The 25,872-nt window shown below is 61.7% G+C and carries 19 protein-coding genes and 1 pseudogene; 6 read left to right on the forward strand and 14 right to left on the reverse strand.

Translation table 11 applies throughout. The features are described from left to right. Nucleotides 1-214: 214 nt before the first annotated feature. Both PQQ53_RS24765 and PQQ53_RS24770 read left to right on the forward strand, forming a co-directional pair. Nucleotides 215-1,021: pseudogene (locus PQQ53_RS24765) on the forward strand (ISNCY family transposase); the annotation flags it as partial. 544 nt (nucleotides 1,022-1,565) lie between these two features. Continuing rightward, nucleotides 1,566-4,304 carry a winged helix-turn-helix domain-containing protein gene (locus PQQ53_RS24770; protein ID WP_408326885.1) on the forward strand — a complete coding sequence of 913 codons (2,739 nt, stop codon included), beginning with the start codon at nucleotides 1,566-1,568 and terminating at the stop codon, nucleotides 4,302-4,304. A gap of 37 nt (nucleotides 4,305-4,341) precedes the next feature. On the opposite strand, the gene PQQ53_RS24775 is transcribed toward PQQ53_RS24770, so the two are convergent. Then, nucleotides 4,342-5,988, reverse strand: a complete 1,647-nt coding sequence (locus PQQ53_RS24775; RefSeq protein ID WP_408326888.1) for a fatty acid--CoA ligase — start codon at nucleotides 5,986-5,988, stop codon at nucleotides 4,342-4,344. A 226-nt stretch (nucleotides 5,989-6,214) separates the two neighbouring features. Here PQQ53_RS24775 and PQQ53_RS24780 point away from each other — a divergent pair, with 226 nt between their 5' ends. After that, nucleotides 6,215-6,664, forward strand: coding sequence for a hypothetical protein (locus PQQ53_RS24780; protein WP_408326891.1), 450 nt, complete (start codon nucleotides 6,215-6,217; stop codon nucleotides 6,662-6,664). An 18-nt stretch (nucleotides 6,665-6,682) separates the two neighbouring features. On the opposite strand, the gene PQQ53_RS24785 is transcribed toward PQQ53_RS24780, so the two are convergent. The 5 genes from PQQ53_RS24785 to PQQ53_RS24805 form a co-directional block, all read right to left on the reverse strand. Continuing rightward, a complete protein-coding gene (locus PQQ53_RS24785) occupies nucleotides 6,683-8,170 on the reverse strand; it encodes an MdtP family multidrug efflux transporter outer membrane subunit (protein ID WP_408155759.1) in 1,488 nt (495 codons plus the stop codon). Further along, nucleotides 8,167-10,266 carry an FUSC family protein gene (locus PQQ53_RS24790; RefSeq protein WP_408326894.1) on the reverse strand — a complete coding sequence of 700 codons (2,100 nt, stop codon included), beginning with the start codon at nucleotides 10,264-10,266 and terminating at the stop codon, nucleotides 8,167-8,169. The genes PQQ53_RS24785 and PQQ53_RS24790 overlap by 4 nt, the downstream gene beginning before the upstream one ends. 7 nt (nucleotides 10,267-10,273) lie before the next feature. Then, nucleotides 10,274-11,332, reverse strand: coding sequence for a multidrug transporter subunit MdtN (gene mdtN, locus PQQ53_RS24795; protein WP_408326897.1), 1,059 nt, complete (start codon nucleotides 11,330-11,332; stop codon nucleotides 10,274-10,276). Between the two features lie 19 nt (nucleotides 11,333-11,351). Beyond that, on the reverse strand, nucleotides 11,352-11,594 hold the full coding sequence (locus PQQ53_RS24800; RefSeq protein WP_408141381.1) for a YtcA family lipoprotein: 243 nt from the start codon (nucleotides 11,592-11,594) through the stop codon (nucleotides 11,352-11,354). A gap of 309 nt (nucleotides 11,595-11,903) precedes the next feature. Beyond that, nucleotides 11,904-13,340: a sensor histidine kinase gene (locus tag PQQ53_RS24805; RefSeq protein WP_408141380.1), complete on the reverse strand. Its 1,437-nt coding sequence runs from the start codon at nucleotides 13,338-13,340 to the stop codon at nucleotides 11,904-11,906. Nucleotides 13,341-13,873: 533 nt separating this feature from the next. Here PQQ53_RS24805 and PQQ53_RS24810 point away from each other — a divergent pair. After that, on the forward strand, nucleotides 13,874-14,197 hold the full coding sequence (locus PQQ53_RS24810) for a DUF3331 domain-containing protein (protein WP_408326899.1): 324 nt from the start codon (nucleotides 13,874-13,876) through the stop codon (nucleotides 14,195-14,197). 77 nt (nucleotides 14,198-14,274) lie between these two features. On the opposite strand, the gene PQQ53_RS24815 is transcribed toward PQQ53_RS24810, so the two are convergent. The 7 genes from PQQ53_RS24815 to PQQ53_RS24845 all read right to left on the reverse strand — a co-directional run bounded on the left by PQQ53_RS24815 (nucleotide 14,275) and on the right by PQQ53_RS24845 (nucleotide 20,744). Beyond that, nucleotides 14,275-15,708, reverse strand: coding sequence for an alginate export family protein (locus PQQ53_RS24815; protein WP_408326902.1), 1,434 nt, complete (start codon nucleotides 15,706-15,708; stop codon nucleotides 14,275-14,277). 26 nt (nucleotides 15,709-15,734) lie between these two features. Next, the gene (locus PQQ53_RS24820) at nucleotides 15,735-16,670 is read right to left on the reverse strand and encodes a glyoxalase (protein ID WP_408326904.1); all 936 of its coding nucleotides are present in this window, start codon (nucleotides 16,668-16,670) and stop codon (nucleotides 15,735-15,737) included. 47 nt (nucleotides 16,671-16,717) lie between these two features. Next, nucleotides 16,718-17,449 carry a YoaK family protein gene (locus tag PQQ53_RS24825; protein WP_408326907.1) on the reverse strand — a complete coding sequence of 244 codons (732 nt, stop codon included), beginning with the start codon at nucleotides 17,447-17,449 and terminating at the stop codon, nucleotides 16,718-16,720. Next, nucleotides 17,431-17,667 carry a DUF1427 family protein gene (locus PQQ53_RS24830; RefSeq protein WP_408326910.1) on the reverse strand — a complete coding sequence of 79 codons (237 nt, stop codon included), beginning with the start codon at nucleotides 17,665-17,667 and terminating at the stop codon, nucleotides 17,431-17,433. The genes PQQ53_RS24825 and PQQ53_RS24830 overlap by 19 nt, the downstream gene beginning before the upstream one ends. A 45-nt stretch (nucleotides 17,668-17,712) precedes the next feature. Further along, the gene (locus PQQ53_RS24835) at nucleotides 17,713-18,120 is read right to left on the reverse strand and encodes a DoxX family protein (protein ID WP_408326913.1); all 408 of its coding nucleotides are present in this window, start codon (nucleotides 18,118-18,120) and stop codon (nucleotides 17,713-17,715) included. Between the two features lie 13 nt (nucleotides 18,121-18,133). After that, nucleotides 18,134-20,011, reverse strand: a complete 1,878-nt coding sequence (locus PQQ53_RS24840) for an amidohydrolase (protein WP_408141373.1) — start codon at nucleotides 20,009-20,011, stop codon at nucleotides 18,134-18,136. Between the two features lie 97 nt (nucleotides 20,012-20,108). Then, nucleotides 20,109-20,744, reverse strand: a complete 636-nt coding sequence (locus PQQ53_RS24845) for a hydrolase (protein WP_408141372.1) — start codon at nucleotides 20,742-20,744, stop codon at nucleotides 20,109-20,111. Nucleotides 20,745-21,190: 446 nt separating this feature from the next. On the opposite strand from PQQ53_RS24845, the gene poxB reads away from it, so the two are divergent. Both poxB and PQQ53_RS24855 read left to right on the forward strand, forming a co-directional pair. Then, the gene (gene poxB / locus PQQ53_RS24850) at nucleotides 21,191-22,912 is read left to right on the forward strand and encodes a ubiquinone-dependent pyruvate dehydrogenase (RefSeq protein ID WP_408326916.1); all 1,722 of its coding nucleotides are present in this window, start codon (nucleotides 21,191-21,193) and stop codon (nucleotides 22,910-22,912) included. 216 nt (nucleotides 22,913-23,128) lie between these two features. Next, nucleotides 23,129-24,403, forward strand: a complete 1,275-nt coding sequence (locus PQQ53_RS24855; RefSeq protein ID WP_408155775.1) for an MFS transporter — start codon at nucleotides 23,129-23,131, stop codon at nucleotides 24,401-24,403. A gap of 139 nt (nucleotides 24,404-24,542) precedes the next feature. Here PQQ53_RS24855 and PQQ53_RS24860 read toward each other — a convergent pair whose 3' ends face one another. After that, a complete protein-coding gene (locus tag PQQ53_RS24860) occupies nucleotides 24,543-25,181 on the reverse strand; it encodes a response regulator transcription factor (protein WP_408155777.1) in 639 nt (212 codons plus the stop codon). Nucleotides 25,182-25,872 lie beyond the last annotated feature (691 nt).

Here is a 25,872-nt window from a genome sequence, read left to right on the forward strand (position 1 = left end):
TCCGAAAGGTTGATAACTCTTATTATGTCAAATACGACAATCCACTGCGGACTCGCGCGCCGTAGCCGTCGGTTTGCGTAAATTTGTTCCCATTCGCTGCAGAATTTTGTTCCTTGAGTGAGTGGGCGTAAATTTCCTTTATAAAATAAAGTGCTCTTTAGTCTGGCGCGGCTGCCGGTGAATATTTTTCAGTTGTTTCTTTCTGACTTAAGGGCTGACCGTGCGCTATCGCAGCCAGGGCGCTTCGGGACTGCTGTCACGGCATCGTGGACACCCGAGCAACTACCGGTTGGCAGACGGCGTGGCCGAGCGCGCGTTGAACCTGATCCGGGATCGTTACCCGGACTTTGGACCAACGCTCGCCTGCGAGAAGCTGCGCGAATGTCACGGGCTGGCGCTGTCGAAGGAAACGGTGCGTCACCTGATGACGGATGCCGGCCTGTGGATTCCGCGACGGCAGCCACCATCGCTGGTTCGAGGAACGGGCGCCGGCGTGCACGTTGCTGGTGTATGTCGACGATGCGAGCAGCCGGCTGATGGCGCTGCATTTCACGGCCACCGAGTCGACCTTCAGTTACTTTGAGGTGACCCGGGCATATCTGGAACAGCACGGCAAGCCGGTCGCGTTCTACAGCGACAAGTACAGCGTGTTTCGCAAGACGGGGGCGAACAAGGATGGCAACAGCGTGACCCATTTCGGTCGGGCGATGTACGAGCTGAGCATCGACACGTTCTGCGCGAACAGTAGCCCCGCCAAGGGGCGCGTCGAACGGGCCCACCTGACGTTGCAGGACCGGCTTGTATAAGAATTGCGGTTGCGTGGCATCAGCACGGCTGCGGGAGCCAATGCGTATGCGCCCTCCTTCATTGCTGATTTCAACCGGCGTGTCGGCAAATCACCGAAGAGCGATCACGACGCGACCGTCCGTTGCGCGCTGACGAGGATCTGAGACAAATCCTGGCCTGTCGGGTGCCGCGCAAGATCTCCAATGCGTCTTGTTTGTCAGCACGGGCGGACCGTTCGGTCCCGCGACCTGCTGTAACGCTGCGCTGAAATTCTGATTGAATTCAGTGTACGTGTGCCACGTGCAATTGACAGCGATACCCACACACGGGCGCAGCCGCGTCAAAGCAGTACTCAAGGAAGAGAATGGGCCGCCACGCTCTGGTACTGGCGCGGGGCCGCAGACTGCCGAAGTCGAGCGTCGGCACCTTTGGACCGAACGGAGCCGCCCTCCCTGTGCATAGCGTTGGAACGCTATCTCGTCGACATGTTCGAGAGCAAGCCCAGCAACCGGTTTGCCGTTCGGTGCGGCAGACACGTCTCCTTCCGGGAGGTGGTTGGCGTATCATCGGGTGAACAGTGTGCCGCGCGGACACTCGCCTGGCGAGTTGCCACGGGCGGTGAGCCCTCGCACTGGACCATTTTCCGGCTGCACTTCGATCTCCTCTATGGAATCCATCGTGACTCCGCGTGGCGTTGCGCAATATCCCCCGCCTGGAGGAGCGCGATCGGCTGGACGGAGAACGGCAGCCAGCGTCGCCCCGAGTGTCCGGAGCCGCCGATGCAAGTGACTGACGAGTGTGCGCCAGGCAAGCCCTTGCCGCTTCTGGCGACGAAGCTTCTTCCGCCACGCTTGCCGCGCGGGTTGATCGAGCGCCCACGGCTGATTGAGCTGGCGGCGTATGCGGAAAACAAGCGGCTCACCGTCATCAAGGCGCCTGCGGGCTTCGGCAAGACTTCGCTGGCGCTCGCGTGGCTCAATCATCTGCGGAGCGACGCGCACGTTGCGTGGCTCTCGCTCGATACGGACGACGACGAACCCGCCCGCTTTCTCCACCATCTCGCGCAAACATTGTGGCAGGCTTGCGGCAACGTCGGCGCTTCGGCGATCGGGCTGACCGCCGAAGCCTCGCTCGTCCCTGCACAATGCATCGTGGCGACACTGATCAACGAGCTGGTAGACGTCGACGACGAAGTCTATCTGTTCCTCGACGACTATCACCTGATCAGCCTCCCTGTCATTCACGATGTCATGGCGTTCTTCATCGAGCACGCGCCGTCGCACGTGCATGTCGTGGTCTGCACGCGTGCCGATTCCATGCTTCCGCTCGCGCGCTTGCGGGCGAGGAACGAACTGCTGGAAATCGACGCATCGGCGCTGCGCTTTAACTTCGAAGAAACGCGATCCTTCATCGAACGCGAGTGTCCGGGCAAGCTGGGCGCCGGCACGATCAAGTCGATGTTCGCGAGCACCGAGGGTTGGGCTGCGGCGTTACGCATTTCTACCTCGGTGCTGGCACGGGAAGAGCACAGGCCAGGGGTGGAATCAGGCACGCCATCGGGCGCGTCCCGGCCATTCGCCGCCTACATCGAAGACATACTGAAACACCTGCCCGCGACGATGGTCGAGTTCATGCTGCGCACGGCGACACTCGAGCGGCTGAGCGCGTCGCTGTGCGAAGCGGTGACGGGCGACGAGAGCAGCCAGAGCATGCTGGAAGCGATCGCCGCGCGCCAGCTTCTGCTGGAGCCGATGGACGTCGAAGGGCACTGGTTCCGCTATCACCACCTGATGCGCGACTACCTGTGCCAACGGTTTGAAACGCAGTACCGCGACGAGGTGCCGGACGTGCACCGGCGCGCGTGTCATTGGTACGCGCAACAGGAGCAATGGACCGACGCTGTCAGACACGCCATCGCCGCAGGCGCGACCGACGAAGCCATCTCGCTGATGGCCCGCTGCGCGATGTTGCTCGTCACGAAAGGCGATCTGCTCACATTGCTGGGCTGGCAGCGCCAGTTCCCGGCGCACCTGATGCGAGAACAGTTACAGGTCAGGCTAGCGATTGCCTGGGGCATGGCGCTGGCACTACGCTTTGACGACGCGCTGGCGATGCTCGATGCGCTGGAGCGCGATGCCGCCGCCAGCACGGGCGCGGAAACCGAGCGCATGCGCTGGGAATGTCAGGCGATCCGTGCGGTTCTGGCTGCGCTGCAGGACGATCCGCAACGAGCGCTCGCGATGGCGCAGGCCTGTCTTGACCGGCCGTCCGCCGATGTCTGGACCACCAACGTCGTATCCAACGTTGTGCGATTCGGACACTGGAAAGCGGGCAACCTCGAAGCGCTGTATGCGACACCCTGGGTTCCCTATTCGATCGAGGACGACCAGCGCAATGTGTTTTCTTCGGTGTACCGGCTGTGCCTGCTCGGTCACACGGAAATGCAGCAGATGCATTTTGTGCTCGCCGAGCGGTATTTCATGGAGTCAATGCATCTGGCCGAGCGTTATTCCGGTCCCCAGTCCATCTCGGCCGCCCTGTGCGCGCCAATGATCGCGCAGCTCCGTTATGAGCAGGGCCGTCTGGATGAAGCGGAAGCGCTCCTGCTCGATCTGATGCCAATCGTCGATCTGGCCGTCATGCTCGATAGCGTGCTGATCGCGTATCGTCTGCTCATCCGGATCGCGGTTGCTCGTTCGAACTTCGCGGAGGCATACGCGCTGCTTGAACGCGCGCGAACCCTCGGCCACAGGCGCGGTTGGCGTCGTCTGATTGCAGCGGTGCTCGTCGAACGCACCCGGCTGCATATCAGCGAAGGAAGAATGGCGGAAGCCTCGGCGTGCGTTTCCGAACTCGATCGGCTCGCGGCCCGAGGCCTGCAACCATCCCCTCCTGTCTCGGCGGAGATCGACAACTATCGTTCACTCGCCACTGCCTGTGTTGCGATGGCCCAGAACCGGACGCACGAAGCCGTCGAATCGTTGAACGCCGCGTGGCGCAGCGCCGAAAGCCGTCACTGCGACTACCTCGCATTGCGCCTGCGAACCACGCTCGCACTCGCCTGGATGGGCGCGGGTAAAACGCGCGAGGCGATCGAGGTGTTTGGCGAGGTCGTGAAAGTGGCCGTGCCCGCTGGCATCTATCAATCCATTCTCGACCAGGGTTCTGAAGTCGGGACGCTATTGCAGGCGGTGCGCGATGGTACACGCAACGCAGCGCAGACGAAGGATGTGGTGAATCACATCGATCGTCTGTTCGATGGCTGGCGCGCGCTCTATCAGCCCAACAGCCAAACTCAGCGCGACGCCGAACGCGAATCGCTCAGCACAAGGGAACGCGAGATCGTCGGATTGATTGCGCAAGGGCAGTCGAACAAGGAAATCGCACGCAGTCTCGGGATTACGCCTGAAACGGTCAAATCTCATGTGAAGAGTATTTTCGTCAAGCTTGCGGTCGACAAACGCGCGCATGCTGTCTCACGCGCGCAAGCGCTGGGGCTGCTGCGCACTGGCAGTTAGCCAGCGCGCACGTTGCGCGACACACGGGTTCACCTCGCTATGCCAGGAACTGCGCGCGCAGCCACTTCTTGTTCATCTTGCCAACGCTCGTCTTCTCCAGCCCATCGACGAACTTGACGATTTGCGGCACCGCATACTTCGAGATCCGTCCTGCCGCACTGAACGTCAGAACATGACGCTTGATGTCGTCCTCGGTGATCATGACACCTTCACCGGGCACCACCAACGCCACCGGCCGCTCGCCCCACTTCTCATCGCTGATTCCGATAACGGCGACTTCGGCCACGCCCGGGTACTGCGAAATCAGGCTTTCGATTTCGAGCGATGAAATCCATTCCCCGCCCGATTTGATGACGTCCTTGATGCGGTCCGTGATCTGGAGATTTCCCTTCGGGTCGATATTCGCGATGTCCTGCGTATGCAGGTAACCGCCGCTCCAAAGGTCGGCAGAAGCTTCAGGGTTGTTCAGATAACCGTGGGTCAGCCAGGGCGCGCGCACGACGATCTCTCCATACGCTTTGCCGTCGTGGGGGACCTCGTCCATGCTTTCATCGACGATACGAAGATCGACAAGCGGGATGGGCAATCCTGTCTTGCAGCGCAGGCGCAACTGCTCGTCGGCGTCCAGCGCTTCGTCGCCGGGTTGAAGTTGCGCGAGACTCAGTATGGGGCCCGTTTCGGACATGCCGTAGCCTGTAAAGACATCGATACCGCGATCGACCGCCGCACGCGCGAGCCCGTGCGTGAGCGCCCCGCCGCCGATCACGACCTTCCACTTGCTGAAGTCGATGGATTTCGCTTCGGCGCAACTGAGCAGCATGTGCAGAATCGTGCCGACGCAATGCGAGAACGTCACGCCTTCGTCGCGCACGAGTTGCACCAGCCGATCCGGCAGATAGCGGCCCGGGTAGACCTGCTTCACACCCAGCACGGTGGCGATGTAGGGCATGCCCCACGCGTGCACGTGGAACATGGGTGTGAGTGGCATGTAGACATCGCCGCGGTGAAAGCGCTGTCCCGATTCGGGGCTCGACAACGCCGCCATGACGGTAACGGTGTGCAGCACCAGTTGACGATGCGAAAAGTAGACGCCCTTGGGCAGACCTGTCGTCCCCGTCGTGTAAAACGTCGTTGCGCGCGTGTTCTCGTCGAAGTCCGGAAATTCGTAATGGTCCGAACTCGCGGCAAGCATGGCCTCGTAGTCGGCGGAGATCGGAATCGAGTGCGTCGCGACCTCGCTGCCTTCCTCGTCGATCCAGACGAAGGTGCGCACCGTTTCGAGCCGGTCCCTGATCGTCTCGACGAGGGGCAGAAAATCGGTGTGGACGAACAATATCTCCGCGCCGGCGTGATTGATCGTGTAAGCGATCTCAGCCGGTGACAGGCGCACGTTGACCGTTTGCAGGACGGCACCCATCATCGGAACCGCGAAATAGCACTCGAGATAACGGTGACTGTCCCAGTCCATCACCGCGATGGTGCTGCCGTGCCGGGCGCCGAGGCGGCTCAACCCGTTAGCGAGCCGCGCGATGCGCTCGCGCAGTGTCGTATAGGTCATCCGTACCTGTCCGCGGTAGACGATCTCCTGCCTCGCCGCCTGAGCGAATGGCGTGTGCAGCAATTGCTTGATCAGCAATGGATAAGCGTAGGCCGTGGGCGAAGAGGCCTTGACATCGTCCCGCATCTGAATCTCCTGGCGTTCTGAACTGGAGGGCGGGCAAGCACGGCTTCATCGCTCAATCGCTCACAGTGTTGTCCCGACAGATCAATGATCGAGGCGAACCCGCGCTAGAAATATCCCCTGAATGGGGGAGCAAAGTGGAATGCGAGCGTGGGCGCATTCATTGCGGGAAAAATACGCGCACGGGCGCTAATATGGGTGACCGTGATTAGCAATGAGAACGTGCTCCATGAACGCATCGGCTATCTCCGCACTGGCGGCACTTGTCGGCGCCGCCATCGGCGGCCTGACCTCGGTTCTTGCCAGTTGGCTGATCCAACGCACTCAGGCTCGCGCCGAATGGCTGGCGCATGATCTCGCCTGGCGGCAGGAGCTGTACAAGGCGTTCATCGAGGATGCGACAAACTGCTATGTTCAAGCGCTGCAACAACACGAACCCGATCTCGCCGCGCTCGGCAATCTCTACGCGAAAATCGGCCGCATGCGCGTCCAGTCGTCACGCGAAGTCGCGGACGAGGCCGACGTGATCGGACGCACGATCGTGGACACCTACCTCGCGCCAGACAAGACTTTCATCCAGATTCGCGAGATGCTCGCGGATGGCTCGATCGATATCCTCGGCAAGTTCGCCGACGTGTGCCGCGCGGAGCTCAAGTCGCTACAGGCGCAGCAGTTCTGAACGCTGTGAGTGCGCCGTTCAACGGGGCTTCAGTTCGACGGGCGCGTCGGCGCGATAGCCGCCGCCGAGCGCCTTCGTCAACGCAATCTCCTGGCTCAGTATCTGGCCATTGAGCGTGAGCAGCGCCACCTGTTCCGCGATCACGGGCTGGCGTGCTTCGAGCGCCGCGAGCCGGTTCGCCAGTCCGCGTTGATAGTGGGCTTCGACGCTGTCCCTCTCGAACGCAATCGATTCGATCCGTTGCTTCTGCAACGCGCTCTCCGCATCGAGGGCCTGCAAGCGGCTGCCGGTCTGCGCGACATCGCGTACCGCATTGAGCACGGCCTGGTTGTACTGCTCGATCAGCAGGTTGCTGCCCTCGCGCGCGCCACTCAGGTTCGCGTTGAGCCTGCCGCCGTCGAAGATCGGCAAGCTCAGGCCTGGAATCAGATTGATCTGCTGGCTTGCATGCGTGAAGAGGTCCGCGAGATGCAGCGCGTTGAAGCCGAAGAACGCCTTGATGTCGAAGCTTGGGTAGAACGCCGCCTTCGCCGCATCGATCCGGTCGAACGATGCTTCGACGTACCATCGCATCGCCTGCAGGTCGGGCCGCCGGGCAAGCAGTTCGTACGAGAGCGTCGCCGGCAGGGCCGCTTGCGAGCGCGGCAGCGCGACGGGTTCGATGGCAGGCAACTCGTCTGGACCTGCGCCCAACAGCGCCCGCATCGACTCGCGAAGCTGCTTGATCTGCCCTTGCGCCGCCACGATCTGCCGTTCGATGCCCAGTTGTTCCGCCCGTGCCTGCTCGAGCTGGGTGCGGGCTTCGAGGCCGCGGCCCGCACGCCCCTCGTGTGCCTCCACCGCGAACGCCGCCACCTCATGCGACTCGTTCAGCAAATCGATGAGCTGATAGGTCGTTTGGATACCGTAGTAAAGCTGCGCGACATCCGCCGAGATTTCGAGTTCGACCGCGGAAGCCTCGGCAAGTCGCGCGTTGCTCACGCCGAGCGACGCGGCAATCTGCGCGCGCTGCTTGCCCCAGAGGTCGATGTCGAGGCTGGCGCCCAGCCCGACGATGCCCTCGGTGTACCACGGTCCCGTCAGCCCCAATTCCGGTTCGTTCTTCGCGAACGGGCCGAGAAAGCCGTTCGCGGAAACATGCGTGCGATCCAGCGACGCCAGCGCCGCCATCTGGAGGTTCGAGCCCGCTGTGACGAGCGCCACATCGGACCTGGCCTGCGCGACGCGGGTGCGTGCGATCACCATCGTCGGCGCGTTGGCGAGTGCCTGATCGATCAATGCGTCGAGTTGCGCATCGCGATAGCGTGTCCACCAGCGCGCCGCGGGCCACCCGTCGCGCGCGAGATGGATGTCGTTCGCGAGCTTGATCTGCTCGGGTGCAATCTCCGGATAAGGCGTGCCGTTATGGTGGATCAGCGCGCAACCCGGCAACACGCACGACATCCACGCGACGCATAGAAAGCATCGACGCCATCGCCAGTCGCGCACGCCCAGTCGCACACTCATGTTCGTATGGCCGGTGATGCGCTCGCCGCGACAGGGGCGTCCACGCGCCACTCCGGCAATCCCGCGAGCTGGCGCGACAGTTCATGCGCCGCGGCGATAAGGCCGCTGTCGGCCGGTTCCACCGTTGGCGCAACGATCCCGAGGCGTCGCGGCGAGCGGGCCGCGGGCGGGCTGGCCGCAAGTTCGTCCGCGTACCGGTTGAGTTCGACGCTCGCCTGTTCCTGTGTCGAGTGCACTGCATCGACCGTCAGCCCGCCTGGCAAATCCCCCTGCGCGGCTTGCAGGTTGTGCAGCACATCGCCCGCCAGCATGATCTCGCGTCCCTGCGCGAGAACCGTTTGCGCGCGTAGCGTCAGTTGCGCCTCCTCCCCTTCCTGCCAGTTGGGTTCGAGTGCGACACGCGAGAGCGTCGCCTCGCAATCGGCCAGCACCGCCCACGCCTGCAGCTGGCGCTGCGCATAGGGCACCTCGTCCAGCGCCCCGGCGCTCGACTGGGTTGCGCGCAGTTGCACGGCAACCGCGCGCAGCATGGTGGCGAGTTTCTGCCGCAGCACGTCTCCCTCGCCCTCCCGCCAGAACGACATCTGCACGAAGGTCGCTACGCCGACGCCCAGCAGGATGCCCATCATCCGGTCGCGGATTTCAGTGAGGTTCGTGGTCGGGCCGAACTGTTCGAGCAACGCGAGCGAGAATGTGAACATCACCTGGATGCCCGCATAGCCGATCCGCTCCGATCCGGCCGATATCCATGCGCCGAACGCGGCAACGGGCAGCGCCATCAGCAGCAGACCGACGACGTCGTCGAGATGCGGCACGACGAATACCACCATGAACAACGCCAGCCCACTACCGATGAGAGCCCCGCCCAGCCGCAGCAATGCACGCTGAGTCGAAGCGCCGAGGCTCGGCAGCGCGACGATCAGGCAAGTCAGCATGATCGTATGGACGCCCTGCCAGTCGGCAGCGTTGTAGAACACGTAGCAGACGAGAACCGCGAACAGCGTCTTCAGCGAAAAGCGCATGTACGCGGGATTGCTCCAGGCATCGGCCACGACCATCGGCTCGCTCGCGGGCGGCTTGCCGGATGCTGCGCCGCTTGCGACCAGATCGGAGAACGCGCGCATCGCCCGCTGCAATTCGGCAACTGCGGGCGTCATGTCGGTGGCATTGCGCGCTTCGATTGTCGCCGTGCTCACATAGCGATAGGGCTCGCCGGTCAAGACCGATGCGTCGAGCGCGCGGCAGTTCGCGCGCAACTCGCGCAACATCGACAGTTGCCCCGCCGACATGCCAGGCCAACTGGGCGGCAGATCACTCGCTGCGCGATATAGACGCGACACCGTTGCAATGCATGCAAGCTGCAACGCCTGATGCTCGCGATAGTGGGCGTCACGCATCGTCGTGAACCGCAATAGCTTCTGGAGCGCGAGCGCGCCTTGCTGTACCGCTGCCAGTGTAATCGGCGCGGCACTCGTGGTTCCGTCGATCAGCTCCGTCAGCCGCGTGTCCAGCGCCGCCAGTTGCCGATGGATTTCCGACTTGAGCTGCAATTGCGGTTCGGCGGGCAGCAGCAATGTGTTGACCACGAGTGTCAGTGCGATCGGGTAATTGACGGCGACCCACACCCACAACACGGCCCGGATCAGGAGATCTGCCTGATCGGTCTGGTCGACGAAGCTCTGCACGTAGATCACGACGATCGCGATGATAAAGAACACGACGCCGATCTTCAGCACCCGCATGAGGTACACGCTGCCGAAGAACAGCAGGCTCGCGATCACGATGCGCAGCAACGGATAGTCGAACGTGAATTTCAACAGCAGGATCGACAGGCCGATGGCGAGCGTCGATCCGACGATGAACATCACGCCGACCAGCCGCGTGACCACCACGTTCGACTGCGTGACGTAAAACACGACCAGCAGCGACAGTGCAAGCGACGGCACCTCGAGCGCCATCGACACGACGATCACGATCGCGCTCGTCAACGTGCAACGCAACATCACGTTCAGACGCCCGGGAAAAGGCGCAAGCTCGCGCTTCAGGAAAGCGCCCGCATCGCGCAGCGCGACGGGCAGATAGTCGGCGGCTGTCATGGGCTCCTCACTGGCGCTCGCCGTCGCCGCCGCGCCCGGGTTCCAGCACGGCCACCGCCGACGTCCCGACACGAAACAGTTCCGGATTCGGCTTGTCGACCCGGATCTTCACCGGGAAGCGCTGCGCGACATGAACCCAGTTAAGCGTGCGTTGAATGCGCGGTAATCCGCCGGGCAAAGCAAGGCCGGCTTCATCAGGCGCCACGCCATAACTGATCGAATCGACCGTGCCCTGGAAGCGCTGGCCGGTATCGCTCATCAGGTAGACCGTGGCCGGCGTGCCCGTGCGGATACCCTTGAGTTCGGTCTCGCGAAAGTTCGCCACCACGTACCAGTGGCGCGTGTCGATCAGCGTGAAGACAGGTTTGAGCGCGGTGGCAAACTGGCCTGTCGATGTCTTCAAGGACACAATGCGTCCGTCGAACGGCGCACGCACCGTCGCATACTCCAGGTTCAGTTCGGCCAGCGCGATCTCCGCCATGACAACCGCACGTTGCGCGACCAGCGCATCGACGCCGCTCACAGCCGCTGCCGCCTGCTGCGCCTGCAGTTGCGCCGCGCTGAGTTCGGCTTGCGTGGCGCGTTGCGCGGTGCGCGCATGGTCAACGTCTTCCGCCGACACATAACCGTGCGACAGCAGCGGCTCCATGCGGTGCAGCGTATCGGACGCCTGGCTGGCTGCGGCGCGCGCGCGCTCGACAGCCGCGCGCACCGACTGCGCGTTGTACTGCTGCGCATTGACCGTGCGCTGGGTCAGCTCGATCTGGCGGTCGAGCGCGACAAGGGACGCGTTGCCTCGCGTCAGCGCATCCCGGTACGGACGCGGATCGATACGGAACAACAGGTCGCCCTGCTTCACCGCCTGATTGTCGCGCACGGCCAGTTCAATGATGCGTCCGTTGACCTCGGGCACGACGTCGATCGTGTCCGCATAGACGTAGGCATCATCGGTACGCGGCGCGTGGTCCAGCAGTCGGATGACGTAGACAAGCAGCAGCAACGTCACGACGACCATGACGATCGCCGGCCACGTTCTCTTTAATGTCCTGTTGGCTGCGCTCGCCATTCACCCACCCGATGGAAATTCAATGTTGGAAGAACGTCAACCAGATAGCGAGTGCGAGGAAAGTGACCAGCGCGGGATACACCACGGCTGCGGGCCCGATCAGCCGATTGGCCTGCGAGCGCCTGAGAATCAGATGAATGACGACCGCGAGCGCGACTCCCGCGACGATACAGAACAGCCAGTCGGGAAAGTACGCGCCGAGCACGCCAATCGACGGCGCGTTCATGCACCCCGACATCAGAGTCGCGGCAATCACGGCCATGCTGATTACACGCTTTGAACAACTGCCTCTGGCAAGTGACATGGGTCGTTTAACAGTCGTCCCGGGGGCTCGAATCAATGTTACACCTCGCAGATTCGCTGATGGGTTTTCCTCGGGTTGCTGGCCGTTCCAGTCAGCGGCGATAGAGTGATTTCAGGTGTGCCAGTTCGTCACATTAATGCCCAAAGAGACATTCCGCATCACAGGAATATGCAATGTCGCCGCAACTAACATAGACGTAAAATTGCGTGCCTCGCTCGGGCCGAGTGTGAGCCTGGCACTCACCAGCGGGCACGTCCACGCGCCACACTATCGGCCTTCCCTCGTTGCGTTGGCGCTCCCGATCGGAAGGCTGAAGCTGAAGGTGACGCCGCGAACCTCATTGCGCACGGCCCAGATGCGACCGGCATGCGCTTCGACGATCGTTCGGCAGATCGCCAGCCCGATCCCCATGCCGGTTTGTTTCGTCGTGAAAAAAGGTTCGAATATCTTCTCGAAGTCGGCAAATCCTGTACCGCGATCCTCGACATCGATCACCACGCTTTGCCCGTCGCGACGGGAGCGGATCAATAACAGTCTCGGCCGTTCCGTCGTCGCTGCCAACGCCTCGATTGCATTGCGCACGAGATTGACGAGCACTTGCTGGATCTGCACCGCGTCGGCACGAAGTTTCGGCACGTCTTCGGCTAGCGTCGTTTCGAGCGAAACCGCGTTGCGCTGAATATCGTCAGCCATCAGTGTGCAGGCCTGAAGTATCAGTTTGTTGATATCGAGTTCGACCATTTCAGGAGCCGTATGCTTGAAAAGTGCTCGAACGCGGCTTACCACGTCCGCCGCGGCATTGCCGTCGCGCACAACGTGCTCGGCGGAGAGTCTGGCCTGTTCTATGTTGGGTGGCTCCGCGCGGAGCCATCGCAGGCATGCGCGCCCATGCGCGACGACCGCCTGCAGCGGCTGATTGATCTCATGGGCGATCGAAGCGGACAATTCGGCGACCGCTGCGATCCGCGATGCCTGCGCAAGCTTCTCCTGCGCATCGCGCAATGCCTCCGCCAGTTTCGCCGTGTCGTCGATGTCGACGTCAAGGCCGAAGAACTGCATCACGCGCGCGTCGGCGAGTTCGCCGCGGCGTTGCTGCCAGGCAGGATCAACTTCGAACCGGGATAACAGATGTGGCTCGCTCGATAACTGGTCGAGCAACTTGAGAAGTTCGCGCCGGCCGCCTTCGGACTGAAGTGGGCCTTCCTCGACCAGGCTCTGCCGATGGGGCCACCGGTTCCGGTGATCATGATCGGCCAGATAAGTGCGGACGATGATCTGGGCGATGAGATCGAAGTAGTCGAAAAGATATAGCGAGACGTCGAACAGCAGTTCTTTGGTAAGCCTTCCGTCCAGCTCACCCAGCGCGATGTACGTGCTCCAGATTTCTCGCAGGCCGTAGCGCAACGCCTGCAGCAGACTGTTCAACGGCACACGTTGGTGCTCGCGTCTTTGTCCGATTTCCCGGAAGACGGCCATATCGCGAGCCGATGGCGGCTCGCCTGACAAAAGCGTCTCGAACCACACTTTGGCCGACAGCGCGACTGAATCGTCGACGTCCCGCATGGCAGGAGGAGAAAGCAGCTTGTATCCATCGAGCGATTTCAGTATCCCAAGTGCACGTTCGACGACAACAGACAGATCTGCTGCGAGCGACGCGGTTTTTTCCCGCAAATCGCTGCTGATTCTTGGTACGTTGGCTAACACGACAATAGGCCTAAAAGTATCGGTCGGACAGTTCGAAGCGAACTTGCTGGCGCTGTGGGTGCGACCGCTGCTCGTCGGTTGAATCCCGGCACAGGCGGTGCAATGCGGGTCGATGCGGCTGGCGAGGCTCTGAGCGAGTGGGCGTATCCGGTGCCGGGAATGTGGCGGTTCCGGAAGTGTCCGGACAGCCACGGCGCAGCGATGGGCCTGCGCACGGTCCGCGGTGCGGGCCGTGCTTCAGATCCCATCCGTGTATGCATCGTCGCCCAGGACGGCGTGAGACAACATCCCCCTTTCGGGGGAGACGCGCCAGCAACGATGGGGGATGGGCAACAGCCACCCGCAGCCAGCGGTCCCGGGCATTCTCAAGGCGGTGCACTCCACATTCATGTAATGGCAGCCCGCCGGCCTGCTAGCTATCATCAAGTCACGATCGAGCGTCGGCTCAAGCTCCGCACGTCACATAATACGGTGGGCAGGCCACTGGCGTCGCACGGCCAGCGCCTGTCTAACGTGATTCGAGGAATCGCGCCATGCAAGCTCCCACTGGGACCCATCGCAACCGCCCGATGAACGGCGAAGGCCAATTTTCGACCTGTGCAATCCGGGTTCTGGAGCGCAATGGGCAGACCTCGGCAACGCTCGCGTGGAGCGACCCGACCTCCTGCTGCTACGGCGAACAGCTCTGGGGGCGCCGCATCGCGAAGAAAGCCGGCGTTTGCGCGCTGAGCGGCCAGGCCATCAAAACGGGCGACGCCGTCTATCGACCCAGGCGTCTTAAGCCGGCACCACGAAACGGCGAAGCGATGATTCTGGCCGCAGTCATGCAGGCCATCCCACTGGAGGAAGCCGCCTGAGGGTTGACATCGGCTCTTCGTGAACGCCGCCGCCTCTGTCACGATCGCCCGCAAAACCAGGGTCGCTCAAAACACGCTTACCATCCAAACTTCGCTTCGACACCCACATAGTCCGCATTACGGGCCCCCAGTGCGCGGATCGAATCGCCGACTTCGAAGTGCACCGCTTCCAACGCGAGCGCAACGTGGGAGTTGACGAGCCAGTCGGCGCGAATCTGCGCATACATGCCTGTCCAGCGCGTTCCTTTTCCCGCGGTGCCGGGGACGACAGCCATCCCTTGACCGTAGATCGCGTCGGCCGTCGTCGCGCGCCACTGGAAACCGAGCGCCGTCAGCAGCGTGATGCCGGGCGATACCTTGAACGTGATCGACGGCTTGACGTGCAGCAGGTTGCTATAGCCCGTGTACCCGGCCAGCGTGAAGTAATAGCCGTTGGGAAATAGCGGATTGAAGGTTTCGACGCGTCCGTCGCCGGGATGCCGGTCGCCCGATGCGCCATCCACCTGTACGCCGAGACGTGGCGTGCCCGCCACCGACGCGAGCGTATATCCGCCCAGCAACCCGAACGCCCACGCGCCGATGGTGTCGTTGCCGACGTGCCCCGTCTGCACCATCGTTTCGGCGTCCCAGTCGAAAGGGGCGGCCTTGCCCGCATAGTGCACGTCGAAAACGTCGCGATGCTCGGTGCCCGCCGCATCGAGAAAGCGCGCATTGTCGCGGTTATAGTGCGACCAGTACGCGGACAGATCGCCTGGCCCCACGTTCGCGCGTTCCACGCGCACTCCACTGAACGTGAGATGTCCATTCGACATATCGTCGAAGATCGTGACGTCGCGGTACTGCACCGGTTGCGTCATATAGCCGATGAAGCGCCACTTGTCGATTTCATAGTCGGCCCATAGCGCGTCGTATGCCTGGCGCACGTTCGGTCCGTCGCGCACGGAGACGAACCGTTGCAAGTCGAAAGCCATCTCCTGCCGGCCAATGCGCGCCTTGAACGTGCCACCGCCTAAGCCATAGACGAATGCGACGAACGCCTGTTCGATATCGAGGGGATTCTTGTCGACAGGCGAGACGGAGTCCTTGCCGAACGGCCGTGCGTCCACGAGTTGAAAGAACGCTTGCACATGCTGGCCGATGCGCGCATCAGCATGCACCTCCGCGCGCTGGATCACGTAGCTGTCGGGCCGCGCGCTGCCTAGCCCGAAGAGCGGCGTATTGTTCAGTTCGAAGCGCTCGCGCAGGTTCGCGCCGAGCGACAGATACGTCGACGGGTCGCTGGCGAGCGGCATGTACTTGAGCGCATCGAACGGCTGACGCGGCACGCACGGATTTGCGAGCGCCGACCAGTCTTCCTGCCAGCGATTGAACGACAGCGACGACGGCCGCTTCGCTGTGCATTGAGGCGCAGCGGCAGCGGCGGCATTCGCTGCGTCATCGGCGGCGAATGCGGTAGCGCCCTCGGTCAATCCGCATACGGCGAGCGCGGTGCTCGCAGCCACCTTCAACATCGCGCGTCTCATCGCTCGACACGCCGTCACTGTGTCGGTTCGTGAATCTCGGCAACATAGCCGCCTGGAAACTCGACCATCGCGGTGCGCCCTTCGACCGTCCGACTCACGGGCGCCAGTAATTTCACGCCGACGCCCTGCGCCTTCGCGAGCGTCGCGGCGAGATCGGCAACCTGATAACCCGTCGTCTCGCGGCCGAACGGATACGGCAGTTTGCCGTCGGTCACGAACACGAGCATATTGCCGAAGCCGGAAGTGATGCGCACGCGCCGGATCGTCTCTGCGGGCCGGCCGATTTCGCCGCCATCCGCATGGCGATTGTCGGACGCGACCTTGCCTCCCGCAAAATGCAGAAAGCGCTTGATGAAGTTGTCTGCGGATTGCGCCGACACGTAGACGCGATTGTCCGGCACCGTTTCGAGCGGCCCGTACGACGGCGCCTTCGTATGCCAGTACAACTGCATGTTCAGACCGCCTGGCCATTGGATGATCGCGTCCTTGCCGATCGGGTCGTCGAACGTATCGACGATCACGTCCGCACCCGCTGCACGCGCCGCGCGAACGGCCTTGTCCATGTCGGTGACGAGATAACCGGTGCGCTCGCTGCCGAACGGGTACGGTATCGGCGTCTGGAACGCGAACACCGACAACATGGCGACAGGCGTCTGCACGTATTGCGACGCTGTCCTGCTTGGCGTCGGCGTGACGGTGAACACGGCGCGTGGCGAAGCCTTGCCGCCGAACGTCGCGACAAAGCTGTCGACGAACGCGTCGATGTCCGCGCTCGCGACGTACACGTGCGTCGTGTCGTACTGCGCGCCGACGGCCACAGTGGGTGGGCTCCTGCCCACGCTTTGATGGCCCGCGTCGGCAAGAACCGTCGTCGCTGCAAGAGCCGCACTGAGAGCCGCCGCCAACACGGCGATGGCCCGAAACGATCGATACATCTCGACGATACTCATGAAACACTCCTTGTTGTTGATGCACGCCAACGCCTCGCGTGGCGCAATCAGATTTCAACTTGCGGCACGCCCGTATTTCGTGACAGCACCGCGAGCATGCACAGTGCGACGAGCGGCACAAGGAGCGCCCAGAACGACACGAGCAGATAACCCGCCGCGCCTGCGCATGCTCCTATTGCAAAGCCCGTGACGGCCGGCAGTGTACGCAACAGACGGGCGCGCGCCGCATCGCTCGCCTTCGCCTCACCGGACGAAAACAGCAAATCGAACACGTCGATCACCGCTTGCGTGACATTGCCCGTCATGACGGTGTTCGGGACGACCGAACGCACCGCCAGGCGTCCATGCGCATTCTGCACACCCATTGCGGACGCGCCGAGCAGCCCGCAGGCAATCGTCATCGGCGCGTGCGAATCGGTAAGCGGCACGGCAAGCACGCCCGCGACCATGTAGCCGGCCAGCAGGATCGTTTGCAGCGCATACAGCGCGCACGCACGTATGCCGGATACCCGATCGAGCAACCGGTTATGGAGGACGCGGGCAAACACGATTCCCGCGATGAACGCCGGAAACGCGAGCCACTTGATGAGCAGTCCATGCCCCGCGCCCGTGAGTTCCGCCCCGATCATGATGAAGTTGCCCGTAACGTGCGCAGTAAAGAGGCCGAATAGCGCGACGAAACCGAGCGTGTCGACATAACCCGCGATGGTTGCCAGCCAGGTGTCCTCGCCCGGCACACAGTCGAGCCGCGTGTCGCCACCTATTGATCTTTGCTGCATGGCGTAGTCGGCTTGGCACTCGCGACAGGCGGCACGTTGTGCGTTTGCGCATCGGGCGCGCGTATTTGCGCCTGGACAAACGGAATCGCGTGCTCGCCGATGACGATGCCGAGCAGCCCAGCGAGCGCGATCAACGGCGGCGCGGGCGACTGCACGCGCACGAGGTAGTACAGCAGGCCGATCACGAGGCCCGCGCCCAACGAAATCAGATATGACATGGTTCATCCCTCATACGCCGTTGCGGGCGTGCCGTGCGCGAGCGCTCAGACCTGCCGTCGCCCGGACCTGCGCGGCCGCCATGCGATGCGGTAGCGCCCTGCACCACCGATCGCGATCGTTCCGAACATGATCAGCAGCATCCATGCGAATTGCCCCTGGTCGAGCGTCCATTCGCGATGCACGAGACCCAGTGCGATCACGCTGACCAGCATGATCGGCAGCGCGGCAAGACGCGTCTCGATGCCCGCGATCATCAACAGCGGACATGCGATCTCCGCGAAGATCGCAAAGCCCAGCGTCAGCGTCTTGCCGATATGCAGCGGGTCTTCGATTGCATCGAGCTGGCTCGCGTAATGGATCGCCTTCGGCAGTCCATGCACGAGCAGCACGAGCACGCTCGCTGTCACGCGCAGGAACAGCAGCGCGGCGTCGGCGGTGCAGTAGCGGTTCATTGCGTGCTGGCTCCTAGAACGCGAAGCAACTGCAACCGAGCGCGCCCCAGAACGCGTTCGAGTCGCTGGCGGGTACATCGCTGCGCCACGCCCACGCATGCGCGTGGCGATGCACGCCGCACAGGTTCACGCAGGCATCGTTGCACGACAGTTGCAACGGCGCCGCCCGACGATAACGCGCATAGCCGCCGTACTCCGCAACGGGCGACCACGTCGGGCTGACGGGCAGCGCCGCCGGCCCGAGGGTTTCGAACTCGTCGGCCGCATAGACGACGCGGCCGTTGACCACCGTCAGCACCGACGTCAGATGCTTGATGTCGTCTTCGTCGATCGTGAAATAGTCGTCGGAGAGCACGGCGAAATCGGCAAGCTGGCCCGGCACCAAAGCGCCCTTGCGGGTCTCGTCGTTCGAGAACCATGCGCTGCCGACCGTATAACGGCGCAATGCCTCCATCCTGTCCAGGCGGTCCTGCTGGGCGTATAACGGCGTGCCGCCTACGGTGCGTCCGGAGACGAGCCAATACAGCGAGACGAACGGATTGAAGCTCGCCACGCGTGTGGCGTCCGTCCCCGCGCCGACGGGCAGACCGGCGGCCAGCATCTGCCGCACAGGCGGTGTGCGTGCGGCGGCCTCGGCGCCATAGCGCGCGATAAAGTATTCGCCCTGATACGCCATTCGGTGCTGGACGGCAATGCCGCCGCCCAGCGCGGCAATGCGCTCGATATTGCGCGCCGAAATGGTTTCGCAGTGGTCGAAAAACCAGCGCAGACCGGCGAACGGCGTGTCTACGTTTACGCGCTCGAATACGTTGAGAAAACGTTCGATCGACTCGTCGTAAGTTGCGTGCAGCCTGAACGGCCAGCGGTTTTGCACGAGCAGCCTGACGACAGCTTCGAGTTCGCTTTCCATGGCGCCCGGCAGGTCCGGACGCGGCTCCAGAAAATCCTCGAAGTCGGCGGCGGAGAACACGAGCATTTCGCCCGCGCCGTTCATCTTCAGGAAGTCGTCGCCGTCGCCGGGTTTCGTGACCTTGACCCACTTCGCGAAGTCCTCGATTTCCTTTTTGGCATTCTGCGTGAACAGGTTGTAGGCGATGCGCACCGTCAACTCGTTGCGCTTCGCGAGGTCCATGATGACCGCGTAGTCGTCGGGGTACGCCTGATAGCCGCCACCTGCATCGATCGCACTCGTCACGCCGAGCCGGTTCAATTCGCGCATGAAGTGCCGCGACGAATTCAACTGGTCCTCGAATGGCAGTTTCGGTCCTTTCGCAAGCGTCGCGTACAGCAGCCCCGCATTAGGGCGCGCGATCAACATGCCCGTAGGGTTGCCGTGGCGGTCACGCTGAATTTCACCGCCTGGGGGATTCGGCGTGTCACGACCATAGCCGACGGCTCGCAGCGCCGCCGCATTCAATAGCGCGCTGTCGTAGAGGTGCAGGATGAAGACGGGTGTTTCGGGCGCGATCGCATTGATTTCATCGAGCGTCGGTCCACGCTTTTCCGCGAACTGAAATTCGTTCCACCCGCCGACCACGCGCACCCATTGCGGCGCCGGCGTGCGCGCCACTTGCGTGCGCAGCATCTGGAGCGCGTCATGCAGCGAGGGCACGCCATCCCAGCGCAGTTCCAGATTGAAGTTCAAGCCCCCGCGAATGATGTGGAGATGCGAATCGTTGAGACCGGGAATCACCGTGCGGCCCTTCAGGTCGATGCGGCGCGTCGAGTCGTTTGTCCACTGCATCATGTCGTGGTCGTTGCCGCTCGCGATGATCTTGCCTTGTGCGATGGCAAGCGCCGTCACGAACGATCGCTTGTCGTCCTGAGTCGTGATCTTGCCGTTGTAGATCACTACCTCCGCCATTCTGGCGGGCTGACTGGGTACGCTCATCGTTGCTCTCCGTGGTGTTGGGTCAGGCGCGTGCCGCGCCCGACGACAGCCGCGCCGCGCGTGACACCTGGCAGGGAATAGATCGACATCGCGCCGGTCAGCCCGCCTCGTGCGCGTGGCCGCCGAGAATCTGCTTCGCGTAGCGCACGCCGATGCCATAGGAGGTGTGCGCCTTGAAGATCTCCATGACGCCGTCGTACGTTTCGCCACGCGCCCAGTCGCGTTGCAGTTCGCACATGAACTGCACCGACGTCATCGGCACCGCGCCCGCCTGGACGACGCGCTGAACGGCACGCTGATGTGCTTCCTCGGTGATGTCCCCGCAGGCGTCGGTCGGCACATGGATTTCGAATCCTTCGGCCAGCATTTGCACGGTTGGGAATGCGACGCACACTTCCGTCCACAGGCCCGCGATCACGATCTTCCTGCGACCAGTCGCCTTGATCGCGTCGCGAAATTGCTTGTCTTCCCATGAGTTCATCGACGTGCGATCGATCGGCTTTTTCTCCGGGAACACCGATTGAATTTCCGGCAACAGTTGGCCGCTAAAAGAATCGGCGGCGACTGTCGTCAGAACCGTCGGCACCTTGAAGAGCTTGGCAGTCTTCGCAAGGATCTGGACGTTGTGCAAAACAGTCGTGCGCTCGTGCGACTGCGTGCCAAAGAACATCTGCGGCTGATGGTCGATTAGCGCGAGCGCGCACGTGTCGGGTGTCAACAGCTCATAGGCCATGAGTAGCTCCATTTCGCAAGAATGCAAGGGGCCGCACGGTTGCATGAAGGCAACCGCGTCAGCGTCCGGTTAGTGGATGAATCGAGGCGACGTTGCAACGGCAACGCGAATGCGAACCGCTCGACCTCACGGGCTTAGATCCAAGTTCACGCTGCCGGACGGGCACCACGAACTGGGTCAAGCGTCCACAGACGCAACATATAACGTTGTGTTCTGCCGGGACATTGCATGTTTATGTAATGGAAGCCGCGTGGCGTGCGTGGCCCACCGCTCAACAGATGTTGGCGTCAATCGCCCCTTCGGACTGATTGCAGATTCATGTAATAGCCATCCTTCACATCACCCACTAGCATCAGGAACCATGGCATTGCGAGGCGTTCGATTCAGTCACTACGGTCAGGTAAATCCGGACCGTAGGAAATTTTTCTTATCCAGGGAGATGTGAAATGGCAACCATAGCTGCCGACTACATGGTCGGTGCACTAGTCAATGCGGGGGTCAAGCGTGTCTACGGTGTAGTGGGGGATTCGCTGAATGGATTCACAGACTCACTGCGCCGGGATGAGTCGATTGAATGGGTTCACATGCGGCATGAGGAAAGCGCGGCGTTCGCCGCCGGGGCCGAAGCTCATTTGACGGGGCAACTCGCAGTCTGTTGTGGGAGCTGTGGTCCGGGGAATCTGCATCTCATCAACGGCTTGTTCGACTGCCATCGCAGCGGTGTTCCTGTTCTCGCTATTGCCGCGCATGTTCCGAGTACGGAAATCGGTATTGACTATTTTCAGGCTACCCACCCCGAAATGCTGTTCAAGGAATGTAGTCACTATGTCGAACTCGTCCATAGTCCCGACCAGTTACCGCAAATTCTGGGCCGCGCCATCCGGACGGCGGTTGCGCGTAAAGGCGTCGCTGTGGTCGTTATACCTGGCAATGTGGCACTCGGGCCGCTCACGCAGCCGGTGCCGAACTGGAGCGCGCCTTGCGCGCCGGTGATGCGCCCGTCGAACGATGAAGTCGCAAAACTCGCACACCTGTTGAACCAATCGTCACGCGTGACGTTGCTTTGCGGGGCGGGATGCAAGGATTCTCACAAGGAAGTCGTGGAACTTGCCCGCAAGCTGCAAGCGCCGATAGTGCATTCGCTGCGTGGCAAGGAGTACATCGAATACGATAACCCGTTCGACGTGGGAATGACGGGCCTTGTCGGATTCGCTTCCGGCTATTCCGCGATGAAAAGCTGCGACATGCTCCTGATGTTGGGCACCGACTTCCCGTATCGTCAGTTCTACCCGGAGAAAGTGACCATCGCGCAAGTCGATACGCGGGCCGAAGCGCTCGGCAATCGATGCCCGATAGAACTCGGTGTATTGGGCACGGTCAAGGACACGCTCAATGAACTTCTTCCAATGATTCAGGAGAATACGGACAGCAGCTTCCTGAATCGCGCGCTCGACGACTATCGCAAGGCCCGCCAGAGCCTGAACGCGCTGGCGGAGCCAGAAGCAGGCAGCAACATCATCCATCCGCAATACGTAACCCGGCTCGTCAGCGAGCTGGCGGACGAAGATGCCATCTTCTCCTGCGACGTCGGCACCCCCATCGCGTGGACGGCCCGATACCTGAAAATGAACGGCAAACGACGACTGGTCGGCTCGTTCAATCACGGCTCGATGGCCAACTCATTGTTGCATTCGATTGGCGCGCAGGCCACTTTCAGAGACCGCCAGGTAATTTCGATGTCGGGCGACGGCGGCTTCACCATGATGATGGGAGAGTTTTTGACGCTGGTTCAGACAGGCTTGCCGGTCAAAGTCGTCGTGCTCAACAATGGAACACTGGGCTTCGTGGAAATGGAGATGAAGGCCAGCGGATTCATTGATACGGGATGCGACCTGAAAAATCCGAACTTCGCCGCCATGGCCAACGCGATTGGCATCAAAGGCGTGCGAGTCGAGCACCCCGCAGAGCTGGAACAGGCGCTAGGCGAAGCATTCGCCCATCCGGGTCCGGCTCTCGTCGACGTAGTGAGCGCGCGCCAGGAACTCGTGATGCCTCCTGCGACTTCCGGCGACCAGGCTTATCACTTTGGACTGTTCATGCTTCGTGCCGTCATGGACGGTCGGGGCCAGCAGCTCATCGACCTTGCAAAGGTCAATCTGTTTCGGTGACGCGGTCTGCAAGCGTAACGGGAATGTTATCCAGATCCCGTCGCTTGCTGCTTCATTCAACCCGGAGCCGTGTTGGATAACGGATATCCGAAGGGATATCGCACGCAGATTCGATCGAAAATTATCCGACCGAGTTCGGTCCGGATAACCCGATTCATATCTCCGCCGGGCGTTCGCCCGTACCCGAACACCGGGCAATTCAAGGGAAATCTAACCATGTCCAGCAAGGTCGCAAATAATGCGAGTATTCCATCAGATCGCGAGCACCTACACATTGGCTTCGTCATTGCCTGGCTTTTTTGCGCCGCGTTCTACTTCATGCAGTACGTGCTGCGTTCCGCGCCCGGTGTGATGGTGCCCGAGTTGAGTACGGCGTTCGCCCGCGATGCGCTGGGCGTGGGCACGCTCGTCGGGCTGTACTACTACACCTATGCGCTGTTCTCCATCGTTTGCGGCGCTTTGCTCGATCGGCTCGGCGCAAAGGCCGTCATTCCCGCCGGCATCGTGCTGGTTGCCGTTGGAGCGGCACTGTTCGGCATAGGTAGTGTGGAGGCCGCGCAAGTCGGCCGCCTGCTGCAAGGCGCGGGCTCGGCATGCGGGTTCATCGGCGCGGTGTATCTGGCTACGCATGGCTTTCCCCCGCGTTCTCTTGCGACTGCCGTCGGTTTCACTCAGTGTTTCGGCATGCTGGGTGGCTCCGCTGGCCAGTTTGCCGTTGCGCCGCTCATTCACGGCCTGCTCACGTGGCAGCAGTTCTGGAGGCTATCAGGCCTCCTGATCCTGTTGATCGCCGTGCTGGTGTTTATCGCGACGCCAGCGGCGCACGACGACACCCCAGCCGGCCAGGGCTCATGGATGAAGATGTTCGCGCCGTACAAGCAGGTGCTATCCAATCCGCAGTCGTATCTGTGCGGGTTCTGCGCTGGCCTGCTGTTCTTGCCGACTACGATCGGCGACATGATCTGGGGCATTCCGTTTTTGCGCAACGGTCTCGACGTCAGCTATGCAGAGGCCGTCAATCGCGCGAGCATGGTGCCGCTCGGTTGGGTAATCGGCTGCCCGCTTTTGGGCTACCTGTCTGACCGCCTGGGTCGCCGCAAGCCGGTGCTGATCGGAGGCGCACTGCTGATGCTGGTATCGGCTGCAGGCATTTTCTATCTGCCAGTCGGCGTGGCGCCGCGTTACGTGCTCGGCCTGCTGCTCGGTATCGGCTCTGGCGCGGCTATGCTGCCCTACACCGTCATCAAGGAAGTCAATCCGGACAACGTGAAGGGCAGCGCCAGTGGTGCGATCAATTTCCTGGTGTTCACGTTCAGCGCATTGCTCACGCCTGTGTATGGCAAGCTGCTCGGCCACCTCGCGAACGGTGGTGCAATGAACCTGCCGGTCTTCCGCACTGCCGGCTCGTATTTGCTCGGTGGCATCGTGCTCGCAATGGTGCTGGCGATGTTCATGCGCGAGACCGGACCACGCGGGCGGGTAAATGCATGAGGCTGTGCATGGAAGCAAGTGGGTTCATAAGAGATACCCCACGCGTCGGTCATCATCAATCCCGGTGACGATTCGAACCGGAGGTGCGAGCACTTCTTGCCTCCAGTTCATCTGGAACCGAAAAAGCTCGATGTTGGCGTCAAGCTTCCAACGTTGTCGTCGGCGAGGTGTCGAGTTGCAGTTTGCCTGCCTGTCTGACGAGCGTGGCAAATGAATCCGCCCGCATTTTCCTCATTATGTGGCCGCGATGTATCTGCACCGTATATCCAGTGATACCAAGGATTGACGCCACCTGCTTATTGAGCAGACCGCTCGCGAGCAGCGGCATAAGTTCCTGCTCACGCGGCGTCAGGGATTGATAGCGTGCCTGGAGGCTCGCCGCATCTTTCGCTTCCTTGTGAAGAACGTGTGCCCTGACAAGCGCCGCATCGACCGTGCGCATCAATGCGTCTTCGTCGACGGGCTTGGTGAGAAAGTCCACAGCCCCACCTTTCATCGCCAGAATAGCGGATGGCACGTCTGCTCTTCCCGTAATGAAAATGACCGGGATTCGGGAGTCCGTACTGACAAGCTTCTGGACTTCCAGACCATTCATGCCTGGCATACTCATATCGAGAATCAGGCATGCAACGACATTTCGACGCCGTGTGTCGAGGAACTCTCCACCGGAATCGAAGGCTTGAACGTCTCTTCCGTTCGCGCGTAGCAGCGTCGACAGAGATTCTCGCACTCGCCGGTCGTCGTCGACCACATATACCAGCTCATTTGCGGATTCCATGGAACCCCTCCGTGGTTAGGTAAAAAGCCTTTCCTAACGTCGGCACAGTCGGTCTCCGATAGACCCTCTGAATGTGCCTTTCGCGTGGGCGTGCCGACGCGAAATTATAGCCGTCGGAACCGCCTTCTGGGACGCTGGATAGCGTGTCGAGCATTACATGATTATGTAATGTCTTCACCGCCTAAGAAGTTGTAGCGTAACCGTTTCGTCTCATTGACCCTCTCAGTTCGACCATGCCCTTCAAAGTCGCCTCTTCCGGGAAATATGATCCGATAGCCGCCAGCAGCCCATCGCCATTGGTATGACAGATCCGTGGCTCCCTATTCGATTGGTACGGCCGGTGGCTCGTGCGAGTGGACTTCTTAAGTAGTACAGGAAATAGCCGCCAACACTCCCCGACCAATTTGTGAGCAACGCCATTTGCACATTAACGGGGAATTCAGCGTTCCACCATCTATGCGCCGACGAACTCCAAGGTTGACATGCTTACCGTGTTGATGCCACGCTCGTCTCGGAACGTTGCCCTCAGCGTCGCCGTATCTGGTGCGTCAGGTCTGGCAGGAATACTCGAACCACATACGGGCTGCCTTAGCCTCCTTTTGGTTGCCCTGTCCGCGCACTTTTTTGGTCGGAACTTTGGGCGTCTGGCCGCTGGATTCGCCTCGCTTGCGATAGCCGGCACGACGTGGGC

Origin of the sequence: Paraburkholderia strydomiana (assembly GCF_046030495.1) — a bacterium.
GTDB classification, from domain to species: domain Bacteria; phylum Pseudomonadota; class Gammaproteobacteria; order Burkholderiales; family Burkholderiaceae; genus Paraburkholderia; species Paraburkholderia strydomiana_A.